Genomic DNA, 20,005 nt, shown 5'->3' with positions numbered 1-20,005 from the left:
GGAATACCCAGTCGTGGTATGAGCACCATAGTCGAGGCAGGGAGGAGAGCCGCAGGACTGGCCGTCCGCGAGCTCACGCTGCGAGGCGAGCTAGCGGGGTGAGCAACGCTCGTCCAAGCCGTGATGATGGCGTCTTGACCGGAAGCCATATACCCGCCATTGGACATGACGATAGCTTCGCTGTGTGGCTGATGACGCTGAGCTGACACGCTGGGTTGTACATGGGGAACGGCTGATCTACGACAACCGGTGGATACGGCTGGGGTTGGCCGATGTGGAGATCCCAGGTGGGGAGCGGTTCGAGCATCACGTGGTGCATCTGGATCGGGCTGCGATTGCGGTGGTGCTGGATGAGCAGGATCGGGTCTTGCTGATGTGGCGGCATCGGTTCGTGTTCGATCGGTGGGGATGGGAGCTTCCCGGCGGGCTCGTCGAGGCCGGCGAGGATCCGATGACGACCGCTATCCGGGAGGTGGAAGAAGAGACCGGGTATCGACCCAAGAAGGTTGAGCACCTGGTGAGCTATCAGCCGATGGCCGGCATGGTGGATGCAGAGCACCTGCTTTTCGTGGCGCGCGGGGCCGAGCTGATGGGCTCGCCTGAGGGTGAGGTGGAGGCCGATCGGATCGAGTGGGTTCCGATGGCGGAGATCCCATCGATGATTGCCCGCGGGGACATATGGACGTCGGGGACGTTGATCGGGTTGCTTCAGGCCCAGGTGTGGCTCAACCGCCGAGGGCGCGGTTGACGGCCTTCGACAGTTCGTCGATGCGGCGGCGCTGTCGGCGAGAGCCGGTCATGGTGGCGAGTTGCTGGGCGCGGTGGATGTGGGGTTGGGCGGCTTCGGGGTCGCCGGCGGCCAGGAGGGCGTGGCCGAGGTCGCAGCGGACGCCGGATTCGGCTCTGTTGTAGGTGCCGTCCATGCCGGCCAGGGCTGAACGGAGGTCTTCGGCGGTGTCCGGGTCGCCGAAGCGGACGAGGCAGTTGCCGCGCCAGCGGGCTACGTGGTGGGCGTTGATGAACAGGTAGGGCATGTCCGGGTCGCTGTCGCCTTCGGGGAGGAGGGCGGTGGCTTGGTCGAGAGCTGCGCGGCAGGTGGCTTCGTCGCCGAGGATGGCGGCGGCTTCTGCTTCGGCGGCTGAGAGCTAGGTGCGTAGGCGGGCCGGTACGTGATCGCGGTGTTGGGCGTGGACATGTTGGAGGAGCTCGGTGGCTTCGGCGGGGCGGCCGAGTTCCATCAGGACGTATGCCTGTTCACCGGAGACATAGGCGAGTACGGCGGGGTCTTCGGCTTCGTAAGCGGCGGCCTTGGCGTGTTCGTAGTGAGTCCATGCGTCGTTTAGCGCGAGAGTGTTGATCGCCTGCCATCCGGCCAGTGAGGCGGTCTCGGCCAACAGGTGGGCGAGTTGGGCGCGGATGCCGGGGCGTACTGCATGGCTGTGGGCGCGTTCGATCTGGGCTATCTGGGCGCGCATCTTGTCAGCGATGGCGGGGCCTCCGAGCTTGCGGTCCAAGTAGCGCAGGTTATTGGTGTCGGTGCGCAGGATCATGACCGTGGTGGGGTCGATGGTCGCGGCGAAATCGAGGCGGCCGATCAGTTCGGTGGTTTGTTCCTCGTGTTCGTCGTTGTGGTCGCCGGTGGGTGAGGCGGTGTCCTGTGGGGCCAGGCCGAGCAGCATGCGGGCGTGGTCGGGGAGGTTGAAGCCGGTGGCGACGCGTTCGATGACGTGGAGTTCGGCGATTGATCGTTTGCCGTGCAGGATCGCGTTGACGGCGGGTTGTCCGAGTTCGGCGACTGCGCCGATGCGTACCTGACTGGCGCCGTATTTGACGGCTATGGCGAAAAGTCCAGCGAAATCGCGTCTTCTGAGTATTTCCCGGGCATCGTCGGACTCCCAGACGGATGCGGGTATATCGATCCGGCTGGCCACACCCTTTTGCATTCTGGACCTCCAACTTGTGGGACCCGGGAATCATGCATTGAGGTATTGGCGAGCCTATATCTCATGTTGGGATACCAGCGTGGGATAGGTCTCAAACGGTATGGCTCCCATGCTGTCCGGCATGACAACGCCAGTCAGATGCACAGAATGCGAAGGACGCGGCTGGAAGATCGTTACCCGGCGCGGCCATGTGACTGCCTCCGGGGTTGGTCTGGCGGTATCCGCCCGAGAGGAATGCCTGCACTGCCCCACCCCGGCCGAGACGCCGCACGAGCGGTTCGAGTGGGAAGTTCGTATCGCATCGGCGCAGGGTGAGGCTCTGGGGCCGTGTGGTTCCAGTGCTTTCCAGGCCACGGCCATGGACGAGCTGCGCAAGGCGATGCGAGGCATGCCGCGAGACGCCTCTATCCGGGGCGGCATCGCGCACATGGTCTATGACTTCGGCGCGGGCGATGACGGCTGGTCGAGGCGTGAGATTTTCCGTGCGTTCGTCGATCCGGCGGGATCTGTGCGATTCGAGCGGGTAGTCAAATGATCTCCCCGGTTACGATGACGGTCGATCCGTGCTGGTCGGCCAACCTTCTCCGGGAAGCTTTGCGGCGCGACGGAATCCATGCCGATGTTCATGACGGTTATGGACTGGCGCTGGTTTCGGTCTGGGTGGGCCTGGTCGTCTGGTGCGATGGCGGGCGTTTTTGGTGGCGTACTGGGTGGAATGCCGGTCGGCGGCGTGTCATTTATGCCCGGCATCCGGCGAATGATCCATCTCGCGCAGCTCGCCGCATCGCCATGCGGTACGCCGAATTGCGTACTCAGCAAGGCGTCGGCGACTTGCGTGCGGCGGGTCGGCACGAGGCGTCCCCGGGAGATCCGCAGTGAGCGGGGTGTGGGCGCGAGTCGGCTATCGCGTGACGATCGTGACCATGGAGCACAGCCCCAGGTCCACGCTCACCTATGGTTCCATGCTGCTCGGTCGTGAAGGTGTCGTAGTGGCTTTGCTGCGCAACACCAAGGTCGCTCTCGTCAAACTCGACGAGTCCTATGAGTTGCCGCAGGGAACACGTCGCTGGCCTGTGGCCTGGGATGATCTGGTCTTGGGGGAGCGGGCGGGCGTGCCCGATGTTTCTGTCCAGACATACGTGGCGGGGTTCTCGAAAGCTGGCCGCGCCCTGGAGCAGCACGCGGTGCTGCCTGGGACGGATGTGGCTGTGTGCTCGTCGCCGGTCAAGCCATTGCCGTTCTGCGGGTGGTCGCTGTCCTTCTCCCCTACCGTTCCTCAGGCGTGCCCGAAGTGCGTCATGCTGGTCGAGGGTTCCCAATTGGAAGGGCGCGGAGGGTCAGCTATGCCTGTACCTAGCGGGTCCTGACAGGCGCGTTCTCAACCGGTACTGTACTTATGCGCACGAGTGCAAGAGTGAACGGGCGGTTGAGATGAGCATGGACTTCGCCCCACCTAAATACGCCCAGGTGATGCGGGCCATTCAGGAGCGGATCGAGGCGGGCGAGTACGCCCCGGGCGACATGTTGCCGTCCGAGACGCAGTTGGTCCGGGAACTCGGCGTTGGCCGCACCACGGTAGTGCGGGCTCTTCAGACGTTGGCGATGCAGGGCTGGATCGAGCGTGAGCACGGGCGCGGCTCCTTTGTGAAGGGGCGTCCAGAGAGTGCCGCCGATCGGGTTCGGCCCAGTCAGTCGACGACCGAGCAGGGCGAGAGCGCTGATGCCGTGGTTGAAACGGGGCGTGTCCCGGCTCCTCGGCATGTGGCGCGCCTGCTTAGTGTCGCTGAGCACACGCCGGTGATCATGCGGAAGCGTGTCGCCCGCCAGGGTGACGTGATCTCGGCGGCAGAGACGTTCTGGGTGCCCTTGGAGTACGCGCTGGGCACCGATCTGGACAAGCCCGAACCACTGCGCCACGGGATCCGGCAGCATCTCCAAGCGGTCAAACACCTGCGCTTCGATCACATCACCGAGCGGGTGACCGCGCGCAAGCCGACCAAGGAGGAGGCCGAGTTGCTCGGCTCGTCCAACCCGGTGCTCGGCGTCCTGGCCACGGTCCACGACCCGGCCGGCGCCGTGCTGATGGTGGTCAGCGTGGCCCTGCCGGGCAACCTGCACGAGCTTGAGGATGTCTTCAAGGTGAGCTAACTCTTACCCCGCTCCTTCGGCTTAACCACTTGTGCGGACGAGATGCACTCGCCTACTCTCAACTTATGCGGACAAGTGGACGAGCGAACGAAGAGCTCGTCCCGTAGGAGAGGAACCCCATGGCACTCCAAGGCCCCATCCCGATCACCTTCGAGCAGGCGTTCCCCCACGGCTGCTTCCTGGTCGGCCAGGTCGAACAGGTCAAGAACTTCGAGGCATCCACCAACGGCAAGACCGTCTACGCCAAGGACAAGACCACCGGTGAGCCGATCTGGCAGGTCCCGGTCATGGACGGCGACACCACGCTCAAGGCCGGCCAGAAGACGGTCGCGGTCAAGATCCTTTCCCAGACACCGCCCGTCGCCCCGCCCTCGGTGCCCGGTCTGCCGATCGCACCGGTCGAGTTCACCGGCATGACCGTGACCCCGTACGTCAACCCGGCCGGTCGGCTCGCCTACTCCTACCGGGCCACCGGCATGCGCCCGGCCCGTCCCAAGCAGCAGTCGGCGCCCGCCAGTAGAGAGTCGGCGGCATGAGCTCCGAGCCGTACACCTACGTCACGTTGTCGATGAGTCCGGAGTCCGCCCCGCACCTCGGCATCTCGTTCCACACGCCCGGGCTGCGGGTCAGGTCCGGCCTACTGCGCGGTGACGGGCGACCGTACCTGTCGCTCAGCTCCCGCGAGGCGGACGTGCACATCTCCACCACCGCGGCCGGACCGGTCACCGACGCCGACCTGGACACCGCCCGCGAGATCTTCAACGCTGCCGCTCGCTACCTGGCCGAGTGCGAGCGACTGCACGCCGGACAATCGGCCACCCCCAAGGACGCCCACAACCCGGCGGCCTGACACAGCAAGGCGGGGCCGCCAGAAGCGGCAACTTCCGGCGGCCCCTTCGGTTCTCCCCTGACTTCCACATCACGAGAGGTACCAAGCTTATGTTCAGGCGGCTTCCCGGTGACCAGGCACGCGACCTGGTCACCACCACGCCGGACACGGCCGTCGTCTTCCGCCCGGCCGTGGTCACCACCCCAGCCATCCTCACCCTGCTCGTCCTCGTCGGACGCATCCTGGCCAGCCTCGTCCGTACAACCTGGCGACACCCCATCGCCATGCTCGCCGCTGTCACGCCCGGCGTGCTCACGCTGCTGTACGGCTGGCGCGTCGCCCTCCTGCTCAGCACACCAGCTCCGATCGGGCTGGTCGCCTGGGCGCTCACCAACCCCGTCTCCTTCGCCCGGCTGGTCGGCTGGCGGCTGCTGGCCTGGTGGCGGCTCATCTGGGTCTACCGCCGGCACTGGCAGCCCGTAATGATCGTCTCCGGGCTTGGACGGCACATCCGGGGCCGCGACTACCTGCCCCGGCTCGGCAAGGTCACCTGCACGCCCTGGGCCGACCTGGTCAGCGTCCGCATGCTCAAAGGGCAGGCGGTCAAGGACTGGGCCGACCGCATCGACCACCTTGCCCAAGGCTTCGGCGCCACTTCCTGCCGCGTCGCGCTGTCCAAAGCCGGCCAGATCACGCTTACGTTCCCGCGTACCGATCCACTGGCCACGCCGATCCCGGCCCGTCCAATGCCCACTGAGCCGGGCGTGGGCGCAGTCGAGGTCGGCAAGCAGGAGGACGGGCGCCCATGGCGGCTCAAAGTGCACGGCACACACGTGCTGGTCGCTGGTGCCACCGGAGCGGGCAAGGGCTCGATCATCTGGTCTGTTATCCGCGGGCTGGTCCTGGCCGTGCGCGCGGGCCTCGTGGAGCTGTGGGCGCTGGATCCCAAGCTGATGGAGCTGTCCTATGGCCGTGCCCTGTTCGGCCCACGGTACGCGGCCACCCCGGAAGACTGCGCCGAGCTGCTTGAGCGGGCAGTCCAGGTCATGCAGGAACGCGCGGCCCGCTTCGCCGGACTCCAGCGCAACCACGTCCCCACCGTCGATGACCCGTTCATTCTGGTCGTCGTCGACGAGGTGGCGTTCCTGACCGCCTACCAGTCCGACAAGGACCTCAGACGCCGTATCTCCGCTGCCCTGGCCACCCTGACTACCCAAGGCCGCGCGGTCGGCGTCGGCGTGCTCGCGGCGCTCCAGGACCCCCGCAAGGAGGTCATGAACATCCGCAACCTCTTCCCCGACAAGATCGCCCTCCGGCTCGACGAGTCCGAACAAGTGGACATGGTGCTCGGTGACGGCGCACGCGACCGCGGCGCACTGGCCGATCACATCTCCCCTGTCCCTGAACTCGGCGCGGGCGTCGGCTACGTCCGGCTGGAGACCAGCCCCGACCCGATCCGGGTCCGTGCCGCGTACGTCTCCGACGCCGATATCCGCGCCATGGCCGACGCCTTCGCCTCCGGCGGGGGTGCGTGATGCGGGTCTGCTTCCACGGCACCGCTGAAGAGATCGCGCTGGTCGCGGGTCGCCCGGTGCTGGTCCTGCTTACAGCCCGTGACCTGCCCCGGCGGCGGGTCTTCGAGTTGTTCCACCCGCAGGTTCTGCGTCACCCCTACCAGGAGCACTACCGGCTGTGTGCCGACCTGACCGAGACGGAGGTGAGTGACCATGCGTGAGCTGGCATACCTCCTGGAGGGGCTGCGCTGCTCGTGCTGCCACGCAGAGAACACCCTGTGGATAGACCTGGCGGCGGGCCTGGTCGAGTGCCGTGAGTGTGGCCAGGGCGCGCTCGTCCCCCTCGGCGCCGGGGAGGAGCTGTGACCTACGACCGCTCCCTGCCGCGCGCCGAGCGCCAGCGGATGCCCCGGGCGCGCGATGTGGCCCGAGAGGTCGCTGAGCAACATGACGTCTGCATCCGGCCCATCGCACTCCAACGGCTCGACACCCACACCGGCCACCGCGAGATCATAGATGTCCCGTGCGGCGCCACCCTGGACGCCGCGTGCCCGCCATGTGCCAAGCGCAACCGGCAACTCCGCATGGCCCAATGCCGGGGAGGCTGGCACCTCGACCACGAGCCGACCATCACACCGGACGAGCCCAACGACGAGCAACGCTGGCTGATCGAGTTCCGCGCCGACATGCAGGCCAAGCGCGACCAGACAGTCCAGGCCGGTCAGGACACGACCGACCTGGACGCGATCATCACCGGACTCGATGAAGAGATCAACACAGCAGGCATACGCGGCAACGTGCTGGCGGGCGCCGGGGGGAAGCGGAACCGCTCGACCAGGAGGCGCCAGGACGCCCCAGACCTGCCCCAGCGCAAGATGGCGAACACGACGCTGGGACGGACGTTCACCAGCTCGGACGGCAAGTCCTACCGGCCCTCGCTGTTCGTCACGCTGACCCTGCCCTCTTACGGCAAGATCCGCGATGGTGTCCCCCTCGATCCCGACACCTACGACTACGTTCGGGCAGCCCGGGACGCGCTGCACTTCTCCAAGCCGGTGGACCGCTTCGTGCAGAACCTACGCCGCGTAGCCGGCTACGACGTGCAGTACTTCGCCACCGTCGAACCCCAAAGGCGGTTCGCTCCCCACCTGCATATGGCCATCCGCGGCACCCTGCCACGCGCCGAGATTAAGCAGATCGCAGCGGCCACCTACCACCAGGTGTGGTGGCCGCCGGCTGATCGCGCCGTATACGAGGGTGACCATCTGCCCGTGTGGGATAACGGCGTCGGCTACCTCGATCCGGACACAGGCGAGGTACTGCCGACCTGGGACGAGGCGCTCGACCACTTCGACGCCGACGAGAGCGCGCAACCGCTGCACGTGGTCCGCTTCGGTGCACAGGTGGACGTAAAAGGCGTCCTGGCTGGCACCCCCGATGCCGACCAGTGCATCCGGTACCTGTCGAAGTACCTGACCAAGTCTCTCGGCGACTGGAACCCGCACAACCGCGCTCAGCGCCAGCACGCCGAACGCATGTTGGAAGCGCTGCAACTCGAACCCTGCTCCCCCACGTGCGCCAACTGGCTCCGCTACGGCATCCAGCCCAAGGGCGCCAAGTCAGGCATGGTTCCCGGCCGGTGCCGGGGCAAGGCCCACAAGCCCGATCACCTCGGCTACGCCGGACGCCGCGTCCTGGTCTCCCGCAAGTGGTCCAACAAGACCCTCGCCGAACACAAGCAAGACCGCCGTACCTGGGTCCTGGAAGCCCTCGGCCAAACCGACGAGCCACCCGACCCCCACCGCTACGTCTGGAAACCCGTTCCGGCTGGAGACGCCAACGTGCCTCCGCTGGCCGTACGCCTCCTGCGCGCGGTAGCCGAACGCCAGCGATGGCGCGCACATATGGCCCTGCTCCAAGCCCAAGCACAGGGGCAAGATCATTCGGCAACTGGAGAGGCGGCCTGAGATGGAGAAGCTGTTCTACCGCCCGAAGGACGCCGCCACCGTACTCGGCATGAGCCGAACGGCCGTGTTCCGGCTGATCAGGTCGGGCGAACTTCGATCGATCAAGCACAACGGCTACCGGCTCATCCCCGGCGCCGCCCTCCTCGACTACGCCCGCGCTCTTGAGACCCAAGCGTCCAAGGAGGTGGCCTGATGTCCGCCAGAAAGCCCAATGGACGCTCCTCGATCTTTCTCGGCAAGGACGGGCTGTGGCACGGCTGGGTGACAGTGGGGATCAAGCCGGACGGCTCGCCGGACCGACGTCACCGCAAAGGCAAGACCGAAGCTGAGGTAACGCGCAAGGTCCGCGAACTGGAGAATCAACGAGAGTCGGGCCGAGTGAGCAAGGCCGGCCGTGCTCCGACCGTCGCGGAGTGGATGTCCGAGTTCCTGGATGTGATCTGCGAGCGCCTGGTCCTGTCGGAGAAGATGGCTCCTCGCACGCTCACCGACTACCGGTCCAAGTCGAGAAACTGGATCGTGCCGCTCCTCGGCAAGCATCGCCTCGATCGGCTCGCCCCTGAGCACCTGGACACCGCCTACACCACGATGCTCGAAGAGGGCCTCTCCTCCAGCAGCGTTCTCAAAGTTCACCGCATCCTGTCTCGTGCCCTCACGATCGCAGTACGGCGGGGACGCCTCGCACGAAACGTAGCCACGTTGGTAGACGCGCCTTCTGCCACCACGACGGAGATCGAACCCCTCACAGGAGAAGAGGCGCGGCGCATCCTCGACGTCGCCAAGGCCAAGAGGAACGGCGCACGCTGGTCAGTGGCTCTCGCGCTCGGCATCCGGCAAGGCGAGGCTCTCGGGCTCCGCTGGTCGTACATCGATCTGAACACGGGGGAGATCAGGGCGTGGTTCCAGATCCAGCGGTCGGAGTGGCAGCACGGCTGCAACGATCCACACGCCTGTGGAGACAAGTGGCACCGCAAGGCGTGTAAAAAGAACTGCAAAGAGCACCAGCATGATCGCGACTGCAAGCCGGACTGCAAGAAGCGCTCCCACCGCTGCTACAGGCGCCCATGCCTCAAGGACTGTACGAGCCACGCGGACAAGTGCCCGAAGCGTACCGGCGGCGGGCTGATCTTTCGACAGCGCAAGGGCAAGAGCAAGCTCACCCTCCAATGCCCGCCAGCGCTCCTGGCTCTCCTACGAACCCACAAGAAGCTCCAGGCCGCCGAACGACTCAAGGCTGGGGATAGGTGGACCGATCACGATCTGGTCTTCACAACGCAGCTCGGCGGGCCGGTCGAGCGTACGGAGGACTGGAAGCAGTGGAAATCCATCCTCAAGCAGGCTGGCGTACGAGACGCCCGCGTTCACGACGCCCGCCACACCGCGGCAACCCTGCTCATCGAACAGGGCGTCCATATCCGAGTCGTACAGGAGATCCTCGGCCACACCCGTGTGACCACCACAGAGCGCTATACACACGTGGCTACGCTCCAGATGAAGGACGCCAGCAACCGCATGGACCAGGCCCTCTGGGGACAGCTCTGACAGCAAATGCAACCCAAACTGCAACCCTGGTGCCCGCAGAAGATCAAAAAGGCCCTCTCCCCGTTCGAGGGAGAGGGCCTTCCGCCTGCGGAGGATCGGGGATTTGAACCCCGGATGGGCGGTAAACCCAAACCGCATTAGCAGTGCGGCGCCATAGACCTGACTAGGCGAATCCTCCTGGAAGCCTTCGCGGCTCAGGACAGCGTACCGGCCTTCTGGCGAGGCGGCAAAGTGATTGCTCCCCGTCCTTCGCCAAGAGTTATCAACAGCCTGTGGGTAACTACCTGTGGATGAAGCCCGCCCAGAGCGTGGACGGGCTTCGGGGCTGTGGATAACCAGCTTACGCGGCCGGGTTGGCCTCGCCCTCGATCTCAATCTTTACCTTCTTGCCCACCAGGACGCCGCCGGTCTCCAGGGCCTGGTTCCAGGTCAGGCCGAACTCCTCGCGGTCGAACTCCGTGGTGATCGAGAAGCCCCAGACCGGAGCGCCCCACGGGTTGGTGCCGGCGCCGCCGTACTCGACCGTGAGCTCGACCTCCTTGGTGACGTCACGGACGGTCAGGTCGCCGACGACGGTGAACTCGTCGCCGGAGTGGCCGACCACGCGGGTGCTCCTGAAGGTGATCGCCGGAAACTTCTCCGTGGCCAGGAAGTCATCGCTGCGCAGGTGGCCGTCACGGTCGGCGACCCCGGTGTCGATGCTGTCGGCCTGGATCGTGAGCTCGGCGGTCGACTCGAGCGGGTTCTCGGCGATCGTGACCGAGCCGCTGAAGGAGCCGAAGTGGCCGCGGACCTTGCTGACCATCATGTGCTTGACCATGAAACCGATGCGGGTGTGCGCCACATCCAGGTTGTAGGTGCCGACGGCGGGGATGGTCAGGGACTCCCAGGTGCGGGTGGTGGTCATCGGGGTTCTCCTCGATAGGGGTTTGTTGCTGTGCGGATGTCTGCGGCAACAAATGTCTACACGAGGAATATTCCGCGCGTCAACTATCGTCAGCTACGCTATGAGGGTGATGAACTTTGACGACCACCGGCTGACCGCCGTAGGGCTCCTGGCGGAGGTCCATGGCGGCCTGATGGCCAGGTTCCAGCCGGTGCTCAGCGCTGCGGGGTTGTCGGAGATCGATTTCGAGACGGTCATCCGGCTGGGCCGCTCCCCGGGACACCGGCTGCGGATGAGCGATCTGGCCGCGCAGACCGAGCTGTCGACGAGCGGGGTGACCAGGGTCGTCGACCGGCTGGAGCGGGAAGGGCTGGTGACGCGGCAGGCGTGCCCCAGCGACCGCAGGGCCTCCTACGCCGTACTCACCGAGAGCGGGCGGGCGCGCCTGGAGTCCGTGCTGCCGCAGCACGTGCAGGACATCGACCACTGGTTCACCGGGCTGCTGGGTGCGGAGGAGCTGGAGGCGTTCCTGGCTACGCTGCGGAAGATCAGGGACGTGGTACGGCCCTGCGCCACCGCAGGGGCGGCTGGAGCAACTGGGGCGCAGGCGGCCGCCGCATGCGCGGGGAAAGCCACAGGCCAGGCGGAAGCCGCAGACCAGGTGGAAGCCGCAGACCGGGCGGAAGCCGCAGACCGGGCGCAGGTCTCGGCCCCGGTGCAAGCCTCCGCTCCCGTGCAAGCCGCCATGAGCGGGCAAGCCGAAGCCCCATGAGGCCGAGGCCGTAGGTCAAAGCCCCATGAAAAGCCCCATGAGGTCCAGAGCCGTCAGGTCGAAGCTCATGAGGCCCAAGCTGCCGGCCCGAAGCTCATGAGCCGCGCCCGTGGTGGGACGGGAGGCCCAGCGCGTTCCTGAGCTTGGCCATCGCCCGCGACACCGTGCTCTTGACCGTGCCCACACTGATCCCCAACGTCCTGGCGATCTCCGGCTCGGTCATGTCCTCGTAATACCGCAGCACGATCGCCGCCCGCATCCGCTCCGGCAGCTCCTCCAGGGCCTGTTCCAGCTGCTCGTGCACGTCCCCGTGCGGCTCCTCGGAGGTGCAGCACACCTCGGGCAGCTCGTCCGAGGGGTACTCTTCCAGCCTGCGCCGCCGCCACTGCGAGATGTTGATGTTCACCATGGCCCGCCGCACATAGCCGTCGAGCGCCCCCCGGTCCTCGATGCGGTCCCAGGCCAGGTACGTCTTGGTCAGCGCGTTCTGCAGCAGATCCTCCGCGTCCAGCGGGTGTCCGGTGAGCTGGTGGGCCGCGCGCAGCAGAGCAGGACCGCGCGCCCTCACGTACTCGCGGAACTCGTCTTCCCAACCGGTGGTCTGCATCGTGGCCAGAATCGCAGCCTGATGCTCTATTGGGCCTGAACCAGAATTCAGGTTTCGGTCCGCCGACGATAAAGGTAGGTCAAGGTCGGTGGCGGTTTGTTCGACGCCGGGTGTCTTCTCACTTCCCCGGGGATGCGTATTTTGATCCCGTCTGCGCCGCTACGGTGTGAGCTACGCCCAAGTCGTGTGAATCTAGTACCGACGAGGGAGGGGCGATGGGGTATCCGAGCGTTGAGCGCCGCCGGGTGCTCGCCGCGGCCGCGCTCGGTCGCGAATCCGGCGTTCCCGGTTCTGACCCGGACAATGGGGAGCCTTTACGCGCCGTCGCCGGCGAGATCAGGGACGTCAGCCCGCATCTGATCATCATCGAGACCCCCGCCGGGGCCGAAGAGCGGCTGGTGATCGCCCCTTGGGCCACCGCTTGGCACGGGAAGGACGCCGCGCCCGCCGACCTCCCCGCGGGTTCCATGGTCATCATGCGTACACGCGACGGCCGCGTGGTGGAGCGCATCTGGGCGGACACCACCCGCATCACCGGGACGATCCTGTCGATCAGCGGGCGCCGGGACCTGACGGTCGAGCTCGACTGCGGGCCGCACCGGGGCCACCGTACGGTGGTCATCCCCTACCGGGCCTCGGGGCGGCTGCAGGTGCGGCATCCCAAGTTCGAGCCGGGTTACCTGTTCGACGCGATCGGGATCAGGCAAGCGGGGACGAGCCTGGCCATGTTGCCCGCCACCTCGCAGCCCCCTTATCCGGCCCGCGCGGTGCCGACCCCGCCGCCCGCGTACGCCGGGCTGCAGTCCCGCATCTCGGGCCCCGCCACCTGGTCGGACACGTTCGACGAGGAAGAGCGCGGCGCCGCGTACCCGATGCTCGAGCGCTCCGACACCGGCTGCCCCGACGCCGGGGTGTCGTGCACCGGGCTGCCGTACCTCGCCGTCGGGTCGCTGCTCCAGGTCAGGAACCTGTGCTCGCAGCGGAACGCCAACGTGCCCGTGGTGGCATGCGGATGCGTGGCGGGGCGCTTCTGCGACCGCTGCGTCGAATGCGACACCTCGCCGCGCGGGCGGGTCGTGGAGCTGTCGCCGTTCTCCTATGTGGAGCTCGGCGGCGACCTGGTCAAAGGCTGTTTCAACGCTCAGATCGGATTGGGGTGACGGGCACGTGCTCGAATCGCAGCTGCCGCTTCTGATCGGGCTGCTCCTCTTGGGCATGGTGGCCAAGTTGATCACCGTACGCACCGGAGGCGAACCCGGCTCGCTGTCCAGGCTGGGGCCCGCGGTCCTGGTTCCGGGGCGGATGCAGGCCATCGCGCTGCTGGTCTGCGCGGCGGGTGAGCTGTTCCTGGCCACGGGGCTGCTGGTCACGACGCATCCGTTCTTCCGGTGGGGTACGGTCGCCTTCTTCGCCCTGTCCACGTACGTGCTGCTGGAGCTGCGCAGACGCCGGCCGGACGCGGGCTGCGGCTGCTTCGGCGAGGTGAGCTCGGCGCCGGTCGGACTGCGTTCGGTCGGCCGGACGGTCGCGCTGACCGGGATGGCCGGATTGTCGGTGTGGGCACCGGTGCCGGGGTGGATGGCCGTGATCCACCCGTCGTGGCTGACGGTCGCGGGCGTGGCCGTGCTCGCGCTCCTCTCCCCGGAGATCGAGGAGCTGATCGACCGCGTACGGTTCCGCGCCCCCTGCGAGCAGCGCCGCGGCCCCGCCGAGTCGGTCACGCTGGCCAGGCTCAGGTCGAGCGGCACCTGGCGGGCCCACGCGGGCGAGCTGACCTCGTCCGAGCCGTACGACAGCTGGCGCGAGCTGTGCTGGCGCTTCTACGCCTTCCACAACCACGACGCGGACGACGTCGTCTTCGCCGTCTACCTCAGCGGCCGGCGCCCGGCGGTGCGGATGGCCGTGGTCAGCACGGCGGACAGCGGATCTCTCCCGGAATATACGCCAGTATCGGCCTGACGCTAGAAAGCGTTAGATTCCGCTCGACAGGCATGGCGATACAGCTCTATTGGGCTGTCTAGCTTCCCCACTAGACAGCCCAATAGAGGTCTAGGGGCGTCGCTCAGATGGGCTGAGCGCGCAGGAACTTCCCGAAGTGCGGCACCGTGAACGCGATCAGGCCGCGCTCGGCGCTGTAGATGAGCCCTTTCTTGATGAGACTGTCGCGGGCGGGTGAGAGGCTGGACGGCTTTCGCCCGAGGGCGTCGGCCACCTCCGCGGTGGCGACCGGCTCGTCGCCGATCTGCGCCATGGCGTGCATGTAGTCGCGCTCGGCCGGGGTGGCCCGCTCGTAGCGGCTGCCGAAGAACCCGACCGCGAGCTCCTCCTCGGCCTCCGGCGCGGAGACCTTGACGTCTTCGATGGTGATCGGGCTGCGCGGCGCCAGGTCCCAGGCGACCTTGCCGTACGCCTGCACGAAGTAGGGGTAGCCGTCGGCCGCCTCGTAAAGGGCGTCGAGGGCCTCCTGGGTGAACTCCACCTCTTCCTCCCGCGCCGGCAGGATCAGCGCGAGATCGGCCGCCTCGCGGTCGAGCTTGTCGATGCGCGCGTAGCGGAAGAGCCGCTCGGAGTAGCTCTTGCTGGCCGACAGCACGCTCGGCAGGTGCGGCAGCCCGGCCCCCACCACGATCAGCGGCCCGCCCGTCTGGGAGAGCTCGTGGCAGGCGGCGCAGAGCGCGGAGACGTCGGCGGCCGGGACGTCCTGCATCTCGTCGATGAAGAGCGCGATGCCCACGGCCAGGTCGGTGGCCACGCTCGCGGCGTCGACGAACAGCTCGGTGAGGTCGATCTCCAGGTCGCCGGAGTCGGCGCGCCCGCGGCTGGCAGGCACCTCGATGCCGGGCGACCAGTGGGAGGTGCCTTTGGCCGCCGCCGGATCGCGCATGGCGAACGCCTTGAGCACGCCGAGGAACTCCTCGATGCGCTCCGGGGCGCGGTGACGCGGCGCCAACTCCCGGATGGCCATGTGCAGCGCGGCCGCCACGGGGCGCCGGATCGACTGGTCGGGCCGGGCCTCGATCTTGCCCGTGCCCCACAGCCGCTGCATGGCCATGGACTTGAACGTGTTGAGCAGAACGGTCTTACCGACCCCACGCAGGCCGGTGACGACCATGCTGCGCTCGGGACGGCCGCGGGCCACCCGCTCCAGCACGACCTCGAACTGCTGCAGCTCTCGGTCGCGCCCGGCGAGCTCCGGGGGACGCTGGCCGGCACCGGGGGCGTAGGGGTTTCGCACAGGGTCCACGCTCTCGGACTTTATTGCCGGATATAGCGGCCGTCTTAGATTTGGGAAGAAAGTGCTACGGCGTGTCCGAGCAGGGGCGGTTGCGAGCACCGTCATCGGACACACCCCTTCTCACCAGGCCGAACCCTTGTTCGATTGCGGTACACAGAACTGTAGCGCGGACTCGAACACCTATGCGATGGTTTCGAGTAAAGATCTTCGTAACCCGTGGTGGGCCCGGCGAGTCCTGAACTTGGCAGGTGTCCCGCCCGCGCAATAGCGTTCGGATCCATGCGGACCTTCGCGAATGTTCAGGAGCTCAAGGCGGCCGTCGGCGAGAAGTTCGGCCCGACCGAGTGGCGCACCGTCACCCAGGACCAGGTCAACCTCTTCGCCGACGCCACCGACGACCACCAGTGGATCCACGTCGACGTGGAGCGGGCCAAGGAGGGGCCGTTCGGGGGCACGATCGCCCACGGCTACCTGAGCCTGTCGCTGCTGCCGTCGTTCATGTTCTCGATGGTCAAGGTCGAGGGCATCGCCATGGGCGTCAACTACGGCCTCAACAAGGTCCGTTTCCCCCGGCCGATCATGGTCGGCGCCCGGATCAGGGCCGTGGGCGAGCTGACGGACGTCAAGGGCACCCCGGCCGGCTACCTGTCCAACCTGAAGATGACGATCGAGATCGAGGGCGAGAAGCGGCCCGCCTGCATCGCCGAGACACTGAGCCTGTACGTTCCCGCCGAGTAGGTTTGCAACAGAAGCGCCTCCCGTGTGATCCCTGGGTTCGTGGAGGATTTCGACGAGTTCGTCCGAGCCCGGGGCGACGCGCTGCTCCGGTACGGCTTCGTGCTGGCCGGAAATTCCGAGGACGCGGCCGATCTCGTACAGGAGGCCCTGGCCCGGCTGGGTGACGCCTGGCCCCGCGTGCGCAAGAAGCACGACCCCGAGGGGTACGTCCGCACGACCATGGTCAGGCTCCACATCAGGTCGTGGCGCCGGCGGCGCCGGGAGGACCTGGTTGCCGTCGTCCCCGAGCGTGGCGAACTCGATCGGTACGGCGACGCCGACCTCTGGGCCGAGCTCCAGGAACTCCCCCGCAAGCAGCGAGCCGTACTCGTGCTCCGGTACTACGAGGACCTCTCGGACAAAGAGATCGCCGAGATTCTCGGTGTCTCCCGCGGCACCGTACGCAGCCAGGCGGCCCGCGCCCTGGACAAGCTCCGGATCAAGCGAGTGCTGCAGGAGGCGCGATGAGCGGGGCTTCGGGAAGGCGTGGTGACGCGGTGAGGGACGAGCGCGATCTGGTCCGGACCCTGCGTGCGGCGGCCGTCCAGGTCGAACACCGCGATCTCGCGGACGGCGTGGCCCACCGGCGCCGCGCCCGGCGTACCAAGCAGCGCGTGCGGGTGCTGCTCGCCGCCGCGGCGGTGGTGGCGGTCGTGGCGGGTACGGCCGCGGTCGTCTCACGCTCGGACGACCACCGCCGGGCCGAGCCCGCGACGGTCCTGCACGGCTGGGACTCGATCAAGTCGGCCGCCGAGTTGTGGCCGCAGGCCGTGGTCAAAGTGCCCGCCTACGACTCCGAGGGCTGGCGAACGCAGGTGGCGACCAGCATGGGCGCGACCGAGGTGCTGCTGCTGGCGAAGTCCAAGAAGGCCCGGCGGCTGGAGGTGTACGACTCGGCGCGCGGCACGATCCGGATCCTGGGCTCCGTCCCCGAGGCCCAGGACCTGCGGTACGTGGCGGTGGGAACGCAGTACATCGCCTGGTACACGGGGCCGGTCCTCGGCGGGCCGATAGCGTTCTGGATCATGCCCCGAGCGGGTGGCGCGGCCAGACGCGTCGGCGAGGCCGCGCACGACATCGAGTCGTTCGGGATCACGGAAGACGTCCTCGTGTGGTCGGTCAGAGAAGGAGGCGGCGTCTACCGCATGCCCGTGACCGGCGGGACCCCTCAGCTCCTGCCCGGCACCGCCGGGCTCCGGCTGACCTACTGGCCCTGGGCGGCGGGCATGAGCAGCCGCGGCGTCCAGAACCGGGTGGTCAACCTGGAGACCGGCGAGTCGATCGAGGTCTCCGTGCCCGACGGAGTAGGGGTGATGCAGTGCCATCCGGAGTGGTGCGCCGGAGGGCGGGGAGAGCGCGTGATCGTGCAGCGGGTGGACGGGTCCGAGCGGCACACCCTGCCTCAGGAACTGGGGCACATGGGATCCTCCAGGATGGGGCTGCTGGGTGACCGTTATGCGATCTTCCGCGCGTTGGATGAGCCGATGAAGCGGGGGGTGCCGCTGGCCATCGTGTACGACTTCGAGACCGGGGTAATTGCCAAGCTCGGGGAGAGGCCGTACGCCGCAGGGGACGGCATGGTGGGATACGGATACTCGACCTCGCCTTCGACCACGCGCTTCTGGTGGACCGGGGACAAGGTGGAGGATGCCAAGGAGTACATAGTCCTGAACGTGGCGGCCATGCCCCGGTGACTCCCCTCCAGAGCCGCCTCGGACGGGGACTCGGCCGCGAGATCCGGGTCCAGGCCCGCCTCGAACGGAGGTGCCCTCTACCTCCCTTCCCCCGAGTAGTAGATCGCGGCCTGCACCCGGCTCTTCAACCCCAGCTTGTTCAGCACCCGGCTGACATGCGTCTTCGTCGTGGCCTCCGCCATGTCCAGCTCTCTGGCGATTTCGGCGTTCGACAACCCTCGCCCGATGCAGGCCAGCACCTCCCGCTCCCGAGGCGTCAAACTCCCCGGACCGGTCACCGGCTCCCTCCGCGGCGCCTGCCCGGCGAACGCCGCGATCAGCTTCCGCGTGACCCCGGGCGAGATCAGCCCATCCCCGCGCGCCACCAGCCGAACGGCCTCGACCAGCGATTCGGCATCGGTGTTCTTCAGCAGGAACCCGGCGGCCCCCGCCCGCAGGGCCCCGAAGACGTACTCGTCAAGATCGAACGTCGTCAGGATCAGCACATCGCTGACCCCCGCCAGCTCCCGGGTAGCCGAAATGCCGTCGAGCCGCGGCATCCGCACATCCATCAACACGACGTCCGGACGCACCTCCCGGGCCATGGCCACGGCCTGCTCCCCGTCCGCCGCCTCACCCACGACCTCGATGTCCTCGACCCCGTCCAGAATCAGCACGATCCCCGCCCGGACCGCCGCATGATCGTCGGCCACAAGCACCTTGATCGTCACCGCGCCCCCTCCGGCCGCGCCTCGACCCCGAACTCCCTTTCCCGGGAACCGAAGCCCAGGACGGCCGCGTACGGCACCGTCTGCTCATCACCGGTGGGCAACTCAGCCGACACCCGCCACAGCTCACCGTCCCCCGAAGCCCCGGCCTCGAAAGAACCACCCACCAACAAGACCCGCTCCCGCATCCCGATCAGCCCCGCCCCAGCCCCAGGCAGCCGCGCCCCCCGCCCGCCGACCGCGTTCTCGACACTCATCAGAACCCGCCCCGCCTCGTACGTGATGACGACCCGGAGGGGCGGCTCCCCATGTTTGAGCGCGTTGGTGAGCGCCTCCTGCAGGATCCGGTATCCGGCGAGATCAACGGGCGCGGGCAGCTCCCGCGGCTCCCCCTCGACCCGCAGCTCGGCGGCCGACCCGGCCCGCGTGACCCGCTCCACCAACGTCTCCGCATCGGCCAGCCGAGGCCGCATGGCCTCAGCGGGATCGTCGCCCTCCTGCCGCAGCAGCCCGATCATCGTCCGCATCTCGGCCAGCCCTTTCACGCTGTTCTCCCGTACGGACTCCATGACCTTCCGAACGGTCGCCCGGTCGAGATCCTTTCGCGAAAGCGCGGCGGTGGACTGGATCGCGATGGCGCTGAAATGGTTCGCGATCATGTCGTGCAGCTCACGAGCCATCCGCGTACGCTCCGCCGCGACGGCCGCCTGCCGGTCGAGCTCGGCCAGATGGGCCACCTGCTCGGCCCGCTCCCGCTCCGCCGCCGCCCGATCCCGATGCTCCCGCAACACCAGCGCAGTGGTGACAGGCGTCACCAGCACCAGCCCCGCCTGCACCCCCATGACAGCGAGCAGCCTCCAGTCCTCGGCCAGGAACCCGGCCACGGCCCCGGCCGCGACCGCCAGCACGGCGGTGATCCCCAGCAGCCACCGAGCAAACCGAGCCGGCCCATAAAGCGCCGCGGCATAGAGGTTGTCAGTAAAAATCAGCACCGTCGCCAGCGAAGGCCCCACGAACGCGTCGATCGTGATCGCGACGACCCCCAGCCCCAGCGAGGCGAGGGGCGCCCGCTGCCGCACCAGCACCCCGGCACAGGTGATCGCCAACGGCACGCACAGCAGCCAGACGGGCACGCCACGCTGGAGCGCGGCCCCACCAGCGATGAGAACCACCCCCATCGCAAAGGCCACCCCGGCCCCCAACGCCACCCGTTTCATGCCCCCATCTCACCACCCCGCACGCCCAGTTCCCTCCTGCGCGGGACCCGCCTGTGGATACACCCTTCGATGTACCGCCACCCCCGGCCAACCAGCGAGATCACCCCGCCGGCCGGGGCCTGCGTGGCCGTGACAGCCGGGGAAGATGGAGGAGGTGGGCCGATGAT

26 protein-coding genes and 1 tRNA gene are annotated in these 20,005 nt (G+C 67.6%); 19 read left to right on the top strand and 8 right to left on the bottom strand.

The window, feature by feature from the left end:
- Nucleotides 1-184: 184 nt before the first annotated feature.
- The gene (locus ACIBI9_RS52055) at nt 185-748 is read left to right on the top strand and encodes an NUDIX hydrolase (RefSeq protein ID WP_397234750.1); all 564 of its coding nucleotides are present in this window, start codon (nt 185-187) and stop codon (nt 746-748) included.
- On the opposite strand, the gene ACIBI9_RS52050 is transcribed toward ACIBI9_RS52055, so the two are convergent.
- On the bottom strand, nt 726-1,034 hold the full coding sequence (locus ACIBI9_RS52050; protein ID WP_397234748.1) for a type IV pilus biogenesis/stability protein PilW: 309 nt from the start codon (nt 1,032-1,034) through the stop codon (nt 726-728). The two genes, ACIBI9_RS52055 and ACIBI9_RS52050, sit on opposite strands and share 23 nt — an antisense overlap.
- Nucleotides 1,035-1,145: 111 nt before the next feature.
- Nucleotides 1,146-1,943, bottom strand: a complete 798-nt coding sequence (locus ACIBI9_RS52045; RefSeq protein ID WP_397234746.1) for a hypothetical protein — start codon at nt 1,941-1,943, stop codon at nt 1,146-1,148.
- A gap of 121 nt (nt 1,944-2,064) precedes the next feature.
- Between ACIBI9_RS52045 and ACIBI9_RS52040 the strand changes: the two genes are divergently transcribed.
- From ACIBI9_RS52040 to ACIBI9_RS51985, 12 genes are all read left to right on the top strand, one after another.
- Nucleotides 2,065-2,478: a hypothetical protein gene (locus ACIBI9_RS52040; protein WP_397234744.1), complete on the top strand. Its 414-nt coding sequence runs from the start codon at nt 2,065-2,067 to the stop codon at nt 2,476-2,478.
- Nucleotides 2,479-2,492: 14 nt separating this feature from the next.
- Nucleotides 2,493-2,822, top strand: a complete 330-nt coding sequence (locus ACIBI9_RS52035; protein ID WP_397234742.1) for a hypothetical protein — start codon at nt 2,493-2,495, stop codon at nt 2,820-2,822.
- Entirely contained in the window at nt 2,819-3,310 is a 492-nt protein-coding gene (locus ACIBI9_RS52030; RefSeq protein ID WP_397234740.1) for a hypothetical protein, read from the top strand. Before ACIBI9_RS52035 ends, ACIBI9_RS52030 begins: the two co-directional genes overlap by 4 nt.
- A 64-nt stretch (nt 3,311-3,374) precedes the next feature.
- Nucleotides 3,375-4,091, top strand: coding sequence for a GntR family transcriptional regulator (locus tag ACIBI9_RS52025; protein ID WP_397234738.1), 717 nt, complete (start codon nt 3,375-3,377; stop codon nt 4,089-4,091).
- Between the two features lie 119 nt (nt 4,092-4,210).
- On the top strand, nt 4,211-4,627 hold the full coding sequence (locus ACIBI9_RS52020) for a plasmid replication, integration and excision activator (protein ID WP_397234736.1): 417 nt from the start codon (nt 4,211-4,213) through the stop codon (nt 4,625-4,627).
- Entirely contained in the window at nt 4,624-4,941 is a 318-nt protein-coding gene (locus tag ACIBI9_RS52015) for a hypothetical protein (RefSeq protein ID WP_397234734.1), read from the top strand. Before ACIBI9_RS52020 ends, ACIBI9_RS52015 begins: the two co-directional genes overlap by 4 nt.
- A gap of 89 nt (nt 4,942-5,030) precedes the next feature.
- Entirely contained in the window at nt 5,031-6,455 is a 1,425-nt protein-coding gene (locus ACIBI9_RS52010; RefSeq protein ID WP_397234732.1) for an FtsK/SpoIIIE domain-containing protein, read from the top strand.
- Complete coding sequence (locus tag ACIBI9_RS52005) at nt 6,455-6,655, top strand: hypothetical protein (RefSeq protein ID WP_397234731.1); 201 nt, start codon at nt 6,455-6,457, stop codon at nt 6,653-6,655. The genes ACIBI9_RS52010 and ACIBI9_RS52005 overlap by 1 nt, the downstream gene beginning before the upstream one ends.
- Nucleotides 6,648-6,800, top strand: coding sequence for a hypothetical protein (locus ACIBI9_RS52000; protein ID WP_397234729.1), 153 nt, complete (start codon nt 6,648-6,650; stop codon nt 6,798-6,800). The genes ACIBI9_RS52005 and ACIBI9_RS52000 overlap by 8 nt, the downstream gene beginning before the upstream one ends.
- 38 nt (nt 6,801-6,838) lie before the next feature.
- On the top strand, nt 6,839-8,401 hold the full coding sequence (locus ACIBI9_RS51995; RefSeq protein WP_397234768.1) for a replication initiator: 1,563 nt from the start codon (nt 6,839-6,841) through the stop codon (nt 8,399-8,401).
- Nucleotide 8,402: 1 nt separating this feature from the next.
- Nucleotides 8,403-8,594 (top strand): helix-turn-helix domain-containing protein, encoded by a 192-nt coding sequence (locus ACIBI9_RS51990; RefSeq protein WP_397234727.1) that lies wholly within the window; start codon nt 8,403-8,405, stop codon nt 8,592-8,594.
- Entirely contained in the window at nt 8,594-9,943 is a 1,350-nt protein-coding gene (locus tag ACIBI9_RS51985; protein ID WP_397234725.1) for a tyrosine-type recombinase/integrase, read from the top strand. The genes ACIBI9_RS51990 and ACIBI9_RS51985 overlap by 1 nt, the downstream gene beginning before the upstream one ends.
- An 88-nt stretch (nt 9,944-10,031) precedes the next feature.
- Here the strand turns inward: ACIBI9_RS51985 and ACIBI9_RS51980 are convergent.
- Nucleotides 10,032-10,121: transfer RNA gene (locus ACIBI9_RS51980), tRNA-Ser, on the bottom strand.
- Between the two features lie 162 nt (nt 10,122-10,283).
- Nucleotides 10,284-10,850, bottom strand: coding sequence for a YceI family protein (locus tag ACIBI9_RS51975; protein WP_397234723.1), 567 nt, complete (start codon nt 10,848-10,850; stop codon nt 10,284-10,286).
- Between the two features lie 109 nt (nt 10,851-10,959).
- Between ACIBI9_RS51975 and ACIBI9_RS51970 the strand changes: the two genes are divergently transcribed.
- Nucleotides 10,960-11,601 (top strand): MarR family winged helix-turn-helix transcriptional regulator, encoded by a 642-nt coding sequence (locus tag ACIBI9_RS51970; protein WP_397234766.1) that lies wholly within the window; start codon nt 10,960-10,962, stop codon nt 11,599-11,601.
- Nucleotides 11,602-11,695: 94 nt separating this feature from the next.
- Here the strand turns inward: ACIBI9_RS51970 and ACIBI9_RS51965 are convergent, their stop codons facing one another.
- The gene (locus ACIBI9_RS51965) at nt 11,696-12,208 is read right to left on the bottom strand and encodes a SigE family RNA polymerase sigma factor (RefSeq protein WP_394494861.1); all 513 of its coding nucleotides are present in this window, start codon (nt 12,206-12,208) and stop codon (nt 11,696-11,698) included.
- A 476-nt stretch (nt 12,209-12,684) separates the two neighbouring features.
- Between ACIBI9_RS51965 and ACIBI9_RS51960 the strand changes: the two genes are divergently transcribed.
- Together ACIBI9_RS51960 and ACIBI9_RS51955 are read left to right on the top strand one after the other, a co-directional pair.
- Nucleotides 12,685-13,368: a hypothetical protein gene (locus tag ACIBI9_RS51960; RefSeq protein ID WP_397234721.1), complete on the top strand. Its 684-nt coding sequence runs from the start codon at nt 12,685-12,687 to the stop codon at nt 13,366-13,368.
- Between the two features lie 7 nt (nt 13,369-13,375).
- Complete coding sequence (locus ACIBI9_RS51955) at nt 13,376-14,167, top strand: MauE/DoxX family redox-associated membrane protein (RefSeq protein WP_397234719.1); 792 nt, start codon at nt 13,376-13,378, stop codon at nt 14,165-14,167.
- A 103-nt stretch (nt 14,168-14,270) separates the two neighbouring features.
- Here ACIBI9_RS51955 and ACIBI9_RS51950 read toward each other — a convergent pair whose 3' ends face one another.
- Nucleotides 14,271-15,452 carry an ATP-binding protein gene (locus ACIBI9_RS51950; protein ID WP_185069755.1) on the bottom strand — a complete coding sequence of 394 codons (1,182 nt, stop codon included), beginning with the start codon at nt 15,450-15,452 and terminating at the stop codon, nt 14,271-14,273.
- 270 nt (nt 15,453-15,722) lie between these two features.
- On the opposite strand from ACIBI9_RS51950, the gene ACIBI9_RS51945 reads away from it, so the two are divergent.
- The 3 genes from ACIBI9_RS51945 to ACIBI9_RS51935 are packed head-to-tail and all read left to right on the top strand — an operon-like array spanning nt 15,723 to nt 17,914.
- Complete coding sequence (locus ACIBI9_RS51945; protein ID WP_185069754.1) at nt 15,723-16,181, top strand: MaoC family dehydratase; 459 nt, start codon at nt 15,723-15,725, stop codon at nt 16,179-16,181.
- Between the two features lie 39 nt (nt 16,182-16,220).
- The gene (locus ACIBI9_RS51940; RefSeq protein ID WP_397234717.1) at nt 16,221-16,688 is read left to right on the top strand and encodes a SigE family RNA polymerase sigma factor; all 468 of its coding nucleotides are present in this window, start codon (nt 16,221-16,223) and stop codon (nt 16,686-16,688) included.
- Between the two features lie 29 nt (nt 16,689-16,717).
- Entirely contained in the window at nt 16,718-17,914 is a 1,197-nt protein-coding gene (locus tag ACIBI9_RS51935) for a hypothetical protein (protein ID WP_397234715.1), read from the top strand.
- A gap of 77 nt (nt 17,915-17,991) precedes the next feature.
- Here ACIBI9_RS51935 and ACIBI9_RS51930 read toward each other — a convergent pair whose 3' ends face one another.
- Entirely contained in the window at nt 17,992-18,624 is a 633-nt protein-coding gene (locus ACIBI9_RS51930; RefSeq protein ID WP_397234713.1) for a response regulator, read from the bottom strand.
- On the bottom strand, nt 18,621-19,838 hold the full coding sequence (locus ACIBI9_RS51925; RefSeq protein ID WP_397234711.1) for a sensor histidine kinase: 1,218 nt from the start codon (nt 19,836-19,838) through the stop codon (nt 18,621-18,623). Before ACIBI9_RS51925 ends, ACIBI9_RS51930 begins: the two co-directional genes overlap by 4 nt.
- Nucleotides 19,839-20,005: the final 167 nt, after the last annotated feature.

The organism is Nonomuraea sp. NPDC050451 (genome assembly GCF_044458585.1).
The sequence above is the reverse complement of the archived record's forward strand: the minus strand, read 5'-3'. Positions and strand labels throughout refer to the sequence as shown.